We start from the raw sequence: 13,507 nt of genomic DNA on the forward strand, positions 1-13,507 counted from the left end.
CTATAATACCCCTCTTGGCAAATAAGTACCTTTCGTCCGTACAATATTCTCCGAAATGTTTGGAGTTTCTTTCTGTTTTTCGATTTGTTCCACAGGTTCTTCTTTAGGTTCCGGAGTGATAGACAACTGTATCTTCCGTTCAACGGCAGCCAGTTCCGTTTTGAGTTCGCTCAATCGGCTCTCTTTAGACCACATACCGTTTACCACGTTCTGAAGAACAGGTAAATCCTTCTGTATTTCCGCAATTTTCTTTTGCTCCTGCTCGATATAGCCCGGCAATTTCTCCAGTGCATTAAGAAAGTTCATAGCCGCCAGCTTCTCATCTTTAGCAATTAAACCGTTGTTGTAGGTATATTTGATATTGCCCTCTCCCTGCACTAAAAAGCGGTTTACCCGTATATCCACGCCCTCCTTTTCGGACATTTCGGTTTTGACATACAAGGTAAATCCGTACAGGCTTCCTATTTCTTCATACTGACCTCCGGTGCGGGCTTTGTCCGCAAGCTGGTTAAGCTTTGCACCGATTTGTTTTATATCCGCATTGGGCGGTAAACCGTCCAACTGTACAGGATTTGCAATTGTACCATCCGAACGTTTTTGAATACGCCCTTGTAGATTATTCCAATCAAGGCTCATACGGTCAAAGCGGGATTGGGCTTTATCAAGTTCAGCCGTATAGTCTTCCAATTTGTACTTCGCACTATACTTTGAACGGTTGAACGCCTGTTTTTCGCTTTCTAACCCCGCAATCTGTTTTTCTAATTTAGCTTTATCCAACAGGTCGGTATTTCCTGATAGGATAGCCACATATTCCGAAAAATTCATTCCCGATTTTTCGTCCATACTGCCCTCGTCAATGGTTCGTTTGCCGAGATTGTTGTTTTTCAATTGGTCTATGAATAGTTGTTTATTGTATAGTAGGTTAAACTTATAGCTGTCCAATGATTTTTCTACGGCATAGATAATCACATCTACTTTATTACCTGCGAAGAACTTGGCAATTTCATTGCCTTTGCGAACAGCTCTGCCGTCCCTTTGGGCAAGGTCACTTGGTCGCCACGGTGTATCCAAATGGTGAACAGCAACGGCTCTTTTTTGTGCGTTAACTCCTGTGCCCAACATACTTGTAGAACCGAAAAGTATGCGGATTTTACCTTCATTCATTCCTTTGATAAGCTCTTTGCGTTGCTTGTCATTTTTTGCTTCCTGAATAAAACGTACTTCGTTCGCAGGGATACCGTGGTCTTCCACAAGCTTGCGTTTGATTTCGGAATACACATTCCATTCGCCTGGCTTGTAGGTTCCCAAATCGGAGAAAACAAACTGCGTTCCTTTTTGTGCATTATATTGGTTGTAATATTTAGCAATGTTGTCCGCACAATGCGAAGCCTTATTGTCGGGGTGGTCATCATACGCACCGCTTACCATCCGCATATCCAAAGACATCTTACGGGCATAATCAGTAGCGATGAGCATTTTTGCCTTTTCTTCAGATGGAGATAAAGGAGCTCTTCCTAATAAAGAAGCATTTCCCGATTTGGCAAATTCCATTAGTTTTTGAATAAACACTTCCTGATCGGGTGTAGGTGGTATGTTATATAATACCTCATTCTTGTTAGGGCGGTCAATGCCTATATCCTTAGCCGTTCGGTAATCCGTTATTTCTGAATAGAATTGCGCCAACTCCGGCACTTTGATAAAATAGCGGAAACGTTCTTTTGCAACAATATTATTGGCAACCGAAAATTCATAATCGGTTGTTTTCCTTGCGTAAATAGCAGCCCAGGCATCAAAAGAATGAATGCCCTGTTTTTCCATTGCTCTTGGTCTGAGGTATTTGAATAATAGGTACAGTTCGGTTAACGAATTACTGATGGTCGTTCCCGAAAGAAAGGTTGCTCCCATATCCGCATTGATACGTTCCTGAATGGTACGAATAGCAAATAGTAGGTTGATTGCCTTTTGGCTTCCGTCCACATTACCCAATCCTGCTACTCTTGAATGCCTTGTATTGAACATCAGGTTTTTGAATTGATGACTTTCATCCACAAATAAATGGTCTATACCCATCATCTTAAAATCTACCACATCATCTTTACGATTTTCAATATCGTGTTGCAGGGTTTTGAGTTTGACTTCGAGGTTTTCTTTTCGCTTGATTACACCGGCAAGCATTCCTCTGGTCACTTCCTTGCCTTGCGATTGCAGGGCATCAAGGTTACGCTCTACGCTGTCCAATTCAATTTCTAAGATTTCCTTCTGAATTTCGGGAGATTGCGGTATCATTCCAAATTGGTCGTGTGTGAGAATAACACAATCCCAATCGTTGTTTTTAATGTCGCCAAAAATACGTTGGCGTTTTTGGGGTGTAAAATCTTCTTTGCCCGGAAACAATATTTTTGCGTGTGGATAAGCGGTGCGGTAAGCTTCGGCAATTTCGTGGACATTGCTTTTTAGCCCGATAATCATAGGTTTATGAGCCAACCCTAAACGCTTCATTTCCTGTGCTGCCGTACACATTACGAGCGTCTTTCCTGCACCTACTTCGTGGTCGCAGATTGCACCGTTGTTCAGCTTTATCATCCAAACCGTGTCCTTTTGGCTGGAATACAAATCTTCAATTCCGAGTGCTTTGCGGTCTAACCCAGGAAAGTTCTGGTGAGTTCCGTCGTAATTCGGACGGACAAAGCAGTTAAACGTGTCGTTGTATTTGTCGGTAAGCCTTGTTTTAAATTCATCATTTTGGGCATGAAGCCAGTCTGTAAAAGCGGTTCGGATTTCATCAATCTTGGTATTCGCCATTTGTATGGCTTCCATATCCCGTACCTTGACTTCTTGATCGCCAACCATCACTTTTTTAGTAATATCAGGCGTAGTATTGACAAGGGCGTGTTTGAGCAGAGCAATCCCGTCAAACGTCCGGCTTTCAGCTTTTACGGCGTATTTATCCCATATATGAACATTCTTTTGTTTACAGCTTACAGAAAAATCATCAGAACTCTCCGAGTAATGAATGTTCACCTCCGTATCAAAAAGATGTGAAGCAAACCGGCCATAAATACCAGTGGGTATCCAACGCTCGCCGAGGTTAAAATCCAATTCTTCAAACTCAATTCGTCTTGGTCGGGCTTCTTCCAAAACGGTAAGGCTTGCTTTAGCCTGTGCATCATCGGGATTACTTTCGAGATACGCTTTGACTTCCTGGGCTTTTTCCACAACGTTACCTGCAATCCAGCGTTCGGATATCTCGTATTTCTTTTGTAAAGGATTGTAATAAATACGACCGTGTAAGGCTTCTTTCAAAGCGTCATCAGTCATACCGCTGATTTCGGACATATAATCCAAATCCACGTTTCCGTACTTATTGAGCGAGGCCGCTAATGCTTCTTCGGGATTGTCCGTTGTTATGGTTAAGGTAGAAAAACTTACAGGGCGACTGAATATATCGGCCTTGTGTACCACGCCACCAACCACACGTTCCAGATAAGGTATTTCCTTTCCGGAACTATCCGTTTTGATGAGCTTGATATTATCGGCACTGTTGAGGTTTCCGTGCCTTTTGACAAAGGCATCGTAAAGGCGGTTAAGCGTTTCCCTTTCTTCCTTGTATTCGGTCTGAAACTTTGCCTCTTTATTATAAAGGTCTTGGTAAACATCACGTACAGCAATGTACGCTTCGGCTCTTGCTTTCTGTAAGGTCGGTAACTGCAAAGGGTGGAAAACTGCCGTACCGTCTGATGTATCTACATCTTGCAGATGACCGACCCAACCATTATCCACAACAAGACAATCGTTACGGTGGTACGATTGCAGTTCGCCACTATAAGGAGCAGGTTCGGGAATGGTATTGGGAACGGCTGGCTTATCAGCTTGGCCATTCCCGTTTATTTGTGAAAACAGGTCGCCGATAGCTTCCTGTTTTTTACCATTAGTAGATGTATTTCCATTGGTAGCTCTATTAGTAACAGGGGGCGTATAAGGTTCCCGCATCACACTGCTGAACAGGTCAGGTTGGCGACCTATTGCACCTCTTCTTTTGTTGGTGCTTTGCCTTTTAACTTGTGTCGTTTTTTTGGGTGGAGCAGCAACCATTACAGGCTCGTCCACATTTTCAAACAAGTCGAAAATGCTTAGTTGCTTTAATTCCTGCGGACTTTCCCGATTGATTATAGAAACAGATAAAGATTGTATTTCCGGTTGAATGGTTACAGGTTCGATAACCGGAGGTGTAACCGTTGGTTCAATCGGAATTTGTATTAATGGCTCATCGTTTCGTTCGCCTTTGTATAAATTCAAATTCAGGTGCCTGCCAAAATCTTCGGAAAGCATTTGTTTGAGGTCTTTGGAAATCCCTTCAACGCCGCCTTTATGCGTATAGATTAGGGCAGGTTGCCCGTAAGGGTCGGTATCTAATTTACGGTCGGTATGCACAATTCTTGTGCTGTCCTGAAAGAGTGCATTGCCCGGTGTATTGTATTTTGTTTGGCTGCTTCGGCAAAACAGTTCTTCGGCTTCGGTCAAGTTTTGTTTTGCCGTATTCTTTTGCAGGATAATAAGGTCGCTGCCGACTTCCGTTCCTGCATATTCCGTAAACAAGTTGTTGGGTAAGCGGACAACCGAAACCAAATTATTACCCTGCATCAACGCCCTGCGTAACGGTTCGTTCTTCGGGCTGTTCAGAATGCCCTGTGAAGTAATGTAAGCCAGCAAACCGCCCTCACGGAGCATATCAGCACCTTTCAGGAAAAAGTAATTGTGTATGCTTCGGGATGCCTGTACTTTTGCACTGTCCTTGCTTCGGGAATAGGAAAGGTCGAAAACGGAAGTATCGCCAAATGGAATATTACTGGCGATTACATCAAAGCTGTTTTGTTCCTTTTCGGAGATTTCCTCAAAACCGCTTATGCGGATAGTGCTTTCGGGATACAGCTGTTTTAAAATCTTGCCTGTGAGCAAATCCTTTTCATAAGCAGTAACACTGGCTTTTTGATTTTCTGAAAAGGATTGTATGAAAGACCCGATACCAGCGGAGGGTTCGAGGAATTTATCAATGTTCAGACCGCTTTCACGCAAAGTTGCAGAAATCGCATCTATGACCTGTGGCGGTGTATAAAAAGCCGTCAGAACAGAGCTTTTCATACTATCCACATACCTGCGGTATTGCTTTTCGTCTTCGGAATTTTCTTTGAGTAGCTGGTGGAGCTCCTGCGTAATCGGGAAAAGGTCGTGTTCAGTCTTTCTCCAATTGTTGATGTCTATTTCGTTCGCTATGGGGTTCAATACGAATTTAAGACCGCCAAATCCGCTGTATTGCATCATTAGCAGTCTTTCGCCTACGGTGGCTTGCCGTTTCTCCTTTTCCAGTTTAAAAGCAATTCGCAGGGCATCAATGTTCTGTTGGAGATGTTGCTTTTTACTGAAGCCCATTTTCCTCTATCCATATTGCGATGGTTCCGGTTATTTCGGTATAGAGCAGGTCAAACTCATAACCGTATGCGAAATCATCGGTTAGTTCATAGCCGGAGAAAACAGGCTCACAAACCGGGAACATTTTCAGGGCGAACGGTCGCAGTTCCTCATCTGCCATTATGGTATCAAACTCATTGCATACCACTTGAAACACAGTGTCAAATTTGGAGAAGTGCAAGCCCTCAAACAGAATATAGTTGGCTATTTCATTACATTTTTCAATGCTATTTCCTGATTGAAAAGCACCTTCGTAAGCGTTGGTAGCCCACGAGGAACGTTGCTCAATAAATTTTTGGTCGTTTGCTTTTTCGGGGAAGCTGGTGTTTAATAATTCTTGCAGTCGTAATCTGAAATACGATAGGTCTTTTTGTTGTGTATTCATACTATAATTTTGTTTTGAATTTTACTTGAAACTCAAAATTATAGCAGTAGATAAGAGCCTTTAAAAATGTGGCAGGGTTTGGCTTTGAGAGGCGGGATTTGTCGTAAGGAAATTAATAACCGGGGATTTAATTTGTATTTTTGAGCTATCAAAGCAAACAATTAATCGACAGACTATAAATAATGAATGAATTAGAACCCCTAAAAAGTATTTTTAAAGACAGAATATTTAAAATTCCTGATTACCAGCGTGGCTATGCTTGGACGACACGACAATTAAAAGATTTTTGGGAGGATTTGGTTAATCTTCCAACTGATAGGTTTCATTATACAGGACTACTCTCTTTAAAAAAAGTAGATAAAAACATTTGGAGTAGTTGGAATGACGAACGTTGGCTAATCGAAGATAGAGGTTTTAAACCTTTTCATATTGTTGATGGGCAACAACGCCTGACAACATTTGTAATTTTTATACAAGCTATTTCGGAACAACTCAAAGCTATTCCTGAAAACAAGGATAAAAAGGACGAAGAAATTTATCTTGGTTCTTTCAGCCTAAAAGCAATTAAGGAAGAATATTTGGTAATTGAAAAACCCCCACAATTCATTATCAAAACATACAAGTTTGGATACGAGGTTGATAATCCAAGTTTCAAATTTCTACGACATAAAATTTTTTTAGAACCCAATAGCGGAACAATTCAGGAAACTTTTTATACACTCAACCTTGAAAATGCCAAACGCTTTTTCAAAGAAAATCTGCAAAATTATTTTGATAAATATGGTTTGAGTGAAATTGAAGCGTTGTTCAAAAAGGTCACACAGAATATGATGTTTAATGTCTATGAAATAAGTGATGACTTTGATGTTTTCGTTGCATTTGAAACGATGAATAATCGTGGAAAAAAGTTATCAAATTTGGAGCTTCTTAAAAATCGACTGATTTACTTAACCACTTTATATGATGAAAAAGAGTTAAAAAATGATGAACGGATTTCTTTGCGTGAGAAAATCAATGATGCGTGGAAAGAAGTCTATTACCAACTTGGAAGAAACAAAAAAAATCCACTCAACGATGATGATTTTTTAGTTGCTCATTGGATTATGTATTTTCAATACACAAGGGAAAAAGGCGACGATTACATAAGGTTTTTATTAGAACAGAAGTTTACACCACAAAATATTTATGCTAAAACTGAAGTAAGACTTAGTTCCATACAGGAATTTGAAGAAGTTAGAGAAGATGAAGATACCGACCAAGAAGAAGTTGAGGCAAATGGAGAAGAAGAAATAATAGTGATGCGTTCCCAACTTTCTCCAAAAGAAATTGAAGATTATGTAAACAGTTTAAAATCTGCTGCCGTTCACTGGTATAATACGCACAATCCGGTAAACAACTCAGACCTAACTGCACAAGAAAGCCTTTGGATAGACCGATTGAATAGAATTGGTATAATTTATTTCCGTCCGCTTGTAACCGTAGCTTTTTTAAACAAGGATATTAATTCGGATAAGCGAGTTCAATTACTTAAAGCAATTGAACGTTTTATATTTATTACGTTCAGGCTTAGTCGAGCTTTTTCGACATATAGAAATAGTGAATTTTATCGTGCAGCAAGACAGTTGCGAAACGGAGAATTGACAATCGACAGTATTATTCAACGATTGAATGATAGAATGAGTTACTGTTTTTATACACCTGAAAATTCCGAAGAAACCTATTTCGATTATACATATTTCCAAAAATTTATTGATAAGAAATTCAAAAGCGGAGGTGGGTTTTATTACTGGAATGGGCTTCGGTATTTCTTATATGAATATGAAATGGAAAAAGTAAGACAAAGAGGAAGCCAAAAGATTGATTGGAAGTTATTTGTAAAAAGTGAAAAAGACAAAGTTTCTATTGAACATATTTATCCTCAAACTCCCACACATAAAAGTTGGAAAGATAGTTTCAAAGGCTACAAAAAATCACAGATACCTTTTTTTCAAGGAAGTTTAGGAAATCTTTTGCCATTATCACAAAGTATAAATTCAAGCCTACAAAATGATTGCTTTGATGACAAGAAGAATGCAAAATATAATGACAAAAAAGAAAAAATAAGACAAGGTTATTCTGATGGTTCACATTCTGAAATCGAAGTTTCAGGATATGATTTTTGGAACTCTGATACTATCCTTGATAGAGGCACTAAATTATTGGAATTTATGGAACAGCGTTGGGACTTAAAGTTTGAAGATGAAACTGCCAAAGCAGAATTATTATTCCTTGATTTTATGCTCCAAGAAGAAGAGCCACAGAGTAGAGAAGAATAACCAATAGAAATATTAATCTAAATGAATTATACAGAAAACATTAAACGTTTAAAAATATTACTTACAGGAGCATCCACCGATGTTACTATAACAAGTGAAAATGAAGCAGAATATAAAAGTTTAAAAAATGAACTGAATAAGTCTGCTAAGTTCAAAACTAACCAACCAAAAGAATTTAAAATCTGTGTTACACTTCAGGAATTTAGGAGAGAAATGCAAGCCAAAGGTGGATATGCAGAACGAAGAAAATACATTAATCAGATATTCTATCCTCTAATTTCGGATGAAAATTCCTTATTGGATAGTATAGAGGAAATACAACAAAATGTAAACTTTGGTCATTTAAACCTTTTACCCCAAGATATACAACAGAAAGGGCGAGAAATGTCGGAAGTTTATTTGTATTTATATTGTATTGAAAATTCTTTAAGAATATTTATTGAAGAAATAATGAAAACAGAAACAGTAAATATTCCCAGAAAAGTACAAGACACAATAGATAAATTGAAGAAAAGCGAACAAGAGAGTAAATATTTACCCATACGAGGTAATAGTGATTTGTTTTATTGCGACTTTATAGAGTTAGGGAAAATAATAGTTGGAAATTGGATAATTTTTGGAAAATATTTCCCTAAACAGAATGAACATTGGTTGAATGTAATGGTTGATGAATTATACAAGATACGGTGTTTAGTTGCTCACAATAGTTACGTTGGTAATAATGAACGTGATGCACTAAAAGTTTATTATAAGAGTATTACAGCCCAATTACAATTATAGTATAGATTAGACAACAAACCCTCTGATAATTCAGAGGGTTTGTTTATTGGTTGTGTAAGTTTTGGAGCATTCTGCCAACCTCAATATCCATTCTCGAAAAGGCAAACCATTTTTTGCCCAGGTCTTTCAGTGATGCTCCGATATGGTAAAGTTCCGTGCCGTCAATTATCATAAATCGGTCGTGAGCATCCGAAAATAACTCAACTTCAATCCGAGGATATTGGCTGTTGTACCGTTGTACATCCAGCCGTAGCTGATTGCTGATGCTTTTGGTATAAATTGTTGCGGTTACATTGTCGCTTCGCTTGCCCAATAAGGTCAATACGGTATCATCCACATAATTATCCAGCAGGATAATGGAGCTTTTGGTACTTCGAATAATATCGGAAACAAAGGCATAGGCATCAAAAACCTGCCCATTGTAGAAAATACCTTTTTCGCTGTGGAGTTTATCACTTTCCAAAGCCTTAAAAATCTCTTCAAATCTTTGGTCGGCTTCTAATTGTTTCAGTTCAATTTTATCCAAACGATGAAAAAGAGAAGCATTGCTGATAAGCATTCTTCGCATTTCTACAAAGGCTTCCATAATTTCAACACTGACTTTAACCGCTATATCTGAACGGAGTATGGCAGAAGCCATTGCAACCCCTTGTTCAGTAAAAACATAGGGCAAATACCGTCTTCCACCGTAGCTTAAACTTGAGGTTCCAAATTGGAACCTCAAGTTTTCAACTTCCTCTTCGGTCAGTTGAAAGCAAAAAGAAACGGGAAACCTTTCAATATTTCTTTTTACTGCTTTGTTGAGGTTCTTTGTTTCCACCTGATATAAGGAAGCGAGGTCGCTATCCAGCATCACTTGCTTTCCACGTATGGAATAAATCAGATTTCTGATTTCCTTTGTGCTAATGGTAGGCTTATTTTCCATTACTTTTTGTAGCTTTTATTTTTGGCAAACTCAAAAGAGGTTTTGCAATCCTCATTCAACACGATATAAGCATCGAATTTCTTTCCGGCTTTGCTTTTCATTCCTTTGATAAGTGAAGTTTTCTTTTTATTGACAAGGTTTTCAATATCGGCTAAGCCGATTTGTACGCCACACACATTGCGGAACTGTACCCAATTACAAACTTCATCAGGACACTTCACTATTTTATCACGGATAATGAGTTGTTGGCTTTTGCATTTCGGGCAAACCAATTTAGGCAGGTTGTTTTGGGCAATGGAAGTTTGTAGCAATTCATTGGTAATAGATGAGGCGTAAGTTTCCATTTCTTTTTGAAATGCCCCTGCATCGGCTTCGTTATTTTCGATTTTTTGCAAAGCCAATTCCCATTCGGCGGTCATTGCCACATCCGCAATTTTACGATCTTTGACCAATTCGTACACCTGCAATCCCTTTTCGGTAGGGATTAGGGATTTTTTTTCTCGTTGGATATAGTTGCGGGTAAACAGGGTTTCTATTATTGCGGATCTGGTAGCCGGAGTACCAATACCGATGTTTTGTAAAACCTTGCGTTCATCTTCATTTTCGATTTCCTTTCCGGCAGTTTCCATAGCCGACAAAAGTCCTGCTTCGGTATAAAGCCCTGGTGGTTTGGTTTTCTTTTCCAAAACGGAGGCTTCTTTTATTTTTAGTTCATCGCCTTTTTTCAGTTCGGGCAAATCCTGTACAGGTTCGGTATTATCATCTGAAAAACTACCTTTGATGGAACGCCAGCCTGCTTCTATAACCTTACAACCCTTTACTGTAAAATCATAATGCAACGCTTGTAAACCTACATCGGTTATCTCTTTGATACAGGCATGTGAAAGGGCTTCGAGCAATCGAAAGGCAATCATATCATAAACGGAGTTTTCCTTTGCGTTCAGGGCTGATGGGATTTTATCAGTAATCAATAATCCGTGGTGGTCGGTAACACGCAAATCGTTTACAATACGTTTATTGAACCGTCCCCATTTCAATTTCCCTACGGCTTGCTTGCAGGTTTCGCGGTCCTGCAAAGCCCTTACGAGGTTGGGGATTTCTGCCCACATATCTTCAGGAATGTACTTGCTTCCGGTGCGTGGGTATGTGATAAACTTCCTTTCGTAAAGGCTTTGGGCAATATTGAGCGTTTCTTCCGCAGAAAGGTTCAGCTTTTTGTTGGCTTCTTTTTGCAAGCCAGTAAGGTCGAACAATAGAGGCGGTTGCTCTGTAATGCTTTTGGTTTCCACCGATGTAACCGTTGCCGTTTTACTTCGCTGAATGGCTTTCAGCGTATCATCGGCAAGTTTTTGGTCTTCCCATTTGGTTTTGGAAAGGCTTTTAAAATCTATCAGTTCTTTGTTGTGCGATAACTGTATCTGCCAGTATTTCTTTACCGAGAAATTTTTGTTTTCCAAATAGCGTTTGCATATCAAAGCCAGTGTAGGCGTTTGCACTCTTCCGAGCGAATAAATGCCATTTCCTGCGGCTATGCTCAACGCCTGTGTAGCATTGATGCCCACGAGCCAATCGGCACGGCTTCTGCCTTGTGCCGCCTGGTACAATCCATCAAACTGTTTTCCATCTTTGAGGTTATCAAACCCTTGCTTAATGGCTTTTTCGGTAAGCGAACTAATCCAAAGCCGTTCAAAAGGCTTGTTGCATTTCAGGTATTCATAAATGTACCTGAAAATGAGTTCGCCCTCACGTCCCGCATCGGTGGCTACAATGATGCTGTTACTACGGTTAAAAAGCTGTTCGATGACTTTCAGTTGCTTTAATGCACCCGTATCCGCTGTATAACCTTTGTCTATTTTCACTTTCCGGACGGTCAGCAAAAACGGGTTTGGGAGCATTGGCAATGATGCTTTATCAAATCCCGAAACCCCGTAATCTTCGGGCATTCCCAATCCTATCAAATGACCGAATGCCCACGTAACAAAATAGCCGTTACCTGTCAGGTAGCCGTCCTTTTTATTGGATGCTCCCACAAGTCCGGCTATTTCCCTTGCTACGATTGGTTTTTCTGCAATGATTGTTTTCATACTTGATTACCTTTTTACGCCTTTGGATTTTGCAGGAGCTTTCGGCTTTTCCTGTTGTTCCTGCTGTTGTTTGTTTTTCGGTCTTTGTTGCCCCGACTTCAAAGGCTCTTTGATGTTTTTGGTCGCTTCGTTGGTTTTGCCCTCTGAATTGACGGCAGTTTGTGTTTTATGGGCTTCGATAGGTTTTGCCTGTGCCTTAACTTGGCTTGGAAAGGCAAAATCAGTTTTTCCGGTTTCTTTGTTGAAAGTGATATAACCCTGATACGGTTGTCCTTTCTTATCTTTCAATCCGTCAATGTAAACGGTTTGCCCGGCTTTGAAATCCTTATGCTGCTCATCGGTCAGTTCTTTGCCCCTGAATGTTTTTGGAGCTTCCTGCGGCTGGCTTTGCTGATTGCTTTGTCCGTTGTTTTGAGTTTGCCCATTGCTTTGGGTCTGCCTGTTGGAGTTATTGCGGTCAAACAGGAACTCAACATAACGCTTGTCTGCATTGAACTGTACCGTTGCCGAAAACTCCGTTCCTTTGGTGGAAATCATACCCTCTAACTTTAGTGGTTTACCCTCCATTAAAGTTTGCTTTTGCTCATCGTTCAGTTTCACGCCTTTAATTTCATCGGGAATTTTTATGAAATCCGTCCGCAACGCAATTACATCATTTGTCAGCCTGTCTATACTGATAATCGACGGCATCAGTTCGCCCGTTTTGGTGTTGGTCAGGTTAACTACACGCCCCATATTGCCTGTTTCGAGCAGGTTTTTTTTGTCCTCATCCGTAAACTTGTGTCCGAAAAATTCAAAATGCAGGTTGGGTTCTTTTTTGATGCCGTGTATTCCTACTACAACTTTTCCGTCTTCGGCTTGCTGTAAAGACAGGCGGGCATCCGTGCGGAGAATAGTACCACCGAGGTTAACGCCAATCGGTAAGAGTTCATTAGTTTTATAACCTTTCAATAAAGGTTCAAGCAGGTTTCTCTTTTCAAGGTATTCCTTGCTTAATCCGAGATTGGTCATAGTATCCCAATCAATCTGCTCCGGTTTGTAGCGGTATTCGCTTGCTTGCTGTGTTGTTTCTGTTGTTGCCATATTATTTTGATTTACTTGTTTTTTATCCGATTGCTGTTCTATTTTTACTTCGTGCTCTTTCATTATTTTTTCGCCTTCAGGAGTTGGCTTGTCAACCTGCTTTTGCATTTCCTGTGCTTTTTCAACAGCGACAGGTGCAGGCACTTTAAAGAATGAAAAATTGGTAGGGTTCTTTAGCTGGCTGAAAAAATTGGAGAAGAAGTTCGAAAAGAAATCACCACTTTTGTCCACACGCATAAACTGGTTTTGGTTTTTCTTCGTGGGATCAACAGTTTCCATTTTCCCGTTTTCGTCTATACTCTTTACGGCTTGGATTTTCATTTTTTCTTTATCCAGCACCAGCAATATGTCCGATAACTGTTCGGGCATTTCCTGCTTATTTGTTGTTTCTTCACTCATAGTCTGAAAATTTTAAAATTCAATGCCGAATGTAAAGGAAGCCTTCACTGAATTGCATTACTTGGCACTC

7 protein-coding genes are annotated in these 13,507 nt (G+C 39.9%); 2 read left to right on the forward strand and 5 right to left on the reverse strand.

The window, feature by feature from the left end; translation table 11 throughout:
* Together DTA23_RS24615 and DTA23_RS24620 are read right to left on the reverse strand one after the other, a co-directional pair.
* Positions 1 to 5,427, reverse strand: a complete 5,427-nt coding sequence (locus DTA23_RS24615) for a helicase-like domain-containing protein (protein WP_112376287.1) — start codon at positions 5,425 to 5,427, stop codon at positions 1 to 3.
* Complete coding sequence (locus DTA23_RS24620; RefSeq protein ID WP_078764774.1) at positions 5,414 to 5,851, reverse strand: DUF1896 domain-containing protein; 438 nt, start codon at positions 5,849 to 5,851, stop codon at positions 5,414 to 5,416. Before DTA23_RS24620 ends, DTA23_RS24615 begins: the two co-directional genes overlap by 14 nt.
* Before the next feature lie 182 nt (positions 5,852 to 6,033).
* Between DTA23_RS24620 and DTA23_RS24625 the strand changes: the two genes are divergently transcribed.
* On the forward strand, positions 6,034 to 8,166 hold the full coding sequence (locus DTA23_RS24625; protein ID WP_112376288.1) for a DUF262 domain-containing protein: 2,133 nt from the start codon (positions 6,034 to 6,036) through the stop codon (positions 8,164 to 8,166).
* Between the two features lie 21 nt (positions 8,167 to 8,187).
* Positions 8,188 to 8,946 carry a hypothetical protein gene (locus DTA23_RS24630; protein ID WP_112376289.1) on the forward strand — a complete coding sequence of 253 codons (759 nt, stop codon included), beginning with the start codon at positions 8,188 to 8,190 and terminating at the stop codon, positions 8,944 to 8,946.
* A 43-nt stretch (positions 8,947 to 8,989) separates the two neighbouring features.
* Here the strand turns inward: DTA23_RS24630 and DTA23_RS24635 are convergent, their stop codons facing one another.
* From DTA23_RS24635 to DTA23_RS24645, 3 genes are read right to left on the reverse strand one after another with little or no spacing between them, the layout of a single operon-like run.
* The gene (locus tag DTA23_RS24635; RefSeq protein ID WP_112376290.1) at positions 8,990 to 9,871 is read right to left on the reverse strand and encodes an ORF6N domain-containing protein; all 882 of its coding nucleotides are present in this window, start codon (positions 9,869 to 9,871) and stop codon (positions 8,990 to 8,992) included.
* The gene (locus DTA23_RS24640) at positions 9,871 to 11,955 is read right to left on the reverse strand and encodes a type IA DNA topoisomerase (protein ID WP_112376291.1); all 2,085 of its coding nucleotides are present in this window, start codon (positions 11,953 to 11,955) and stop codon (positions 9,871 to 9,873) included. The genes DTA23_RS24635 and DTA23_RS24640 overlap by 1 nt, the downstream gene beginning before the upstream one ends.
* 6 nt (positions 11,956 to 11,961) lie before the next feature.
* The gene (locus tag DTA23_RS24645) at positions 11,962 to 13,437 is read right to left on the reverse strand and encodes a DUF3945 domain-containing protein (protein WP_112376292.1); all 1,476 of its coding nucleotides are present in this window, start codon (positions 13,435 to 13,437) and stop codon (positions 11,962 to 11,964) included.
* Positions 13,438 to 13,507: the final 70 nt, after the last annotated feature.

Origin of the sequence: Sphingobacterium multivorum (genome assembly GCF_900457465.1) — a bacterium.
Taxonomy (GTDB): domain Bacteria; phylum Bacteroidota; class Bacteroidia; order Sphingobacteriales; family Sphingobacteriaceae; genus Sphingobacterium; species Sphingobacterium multivorum.

Excerpts from the sequence above, each read along its gene's own strand:
- DTA23_RS24615 (WP_112376287.1), bottom strand. The coding sequence starts at position 5,427 with ATGGGCTTCAGTAAAAAGCAACATCTCCAACAGAACATTGATGCCCTG.
- DTA23_RS24640 (WP_112376291.1), bottom strand. The coding sequence starts at position 11,955 with ATGAAAACAATCATTGCAGAAAAACCAATCGTAGCAAGGGAAATAGCC.
- DTA23_RS24635 (WP_112376290.1), bottom strand. The coding sequence starts at position 9,871 with ATGGAAAATAAGCCTACCATTAGCACAAAGGAAATCAGAAATCTGATT.
- DTA23_RS24645 (WP_112376292.1), bottom strand. The coding sequence starts at position 13,437 with ATGAGTGAAGAAACAACAAATAAGCAGGAAATGCCCGAACAGTTATCG.
- DTA23_RS24630 (WP_112376289.1), top strand. The coding sequence starts at position 8,188 with ATGAATTATACAGAAAACATTAAACGTTTAAAAATATTACTTACAGGA.
- DTA23_RS24620 (WP_078764774.1), bottom strand. The coding sequence starts at position 5,851 with ATGAATACACAACAAAAAGACCTATCGTATTTCAGATTACGACTGCAA.
- DTA23_RS24625 (WP_112376288.1), top strand. The coding sequence starts at position 6,034 with ATGAATGAATTAGAACCCCTAAAAAGTATTTTTAAAGACAGAATATTT.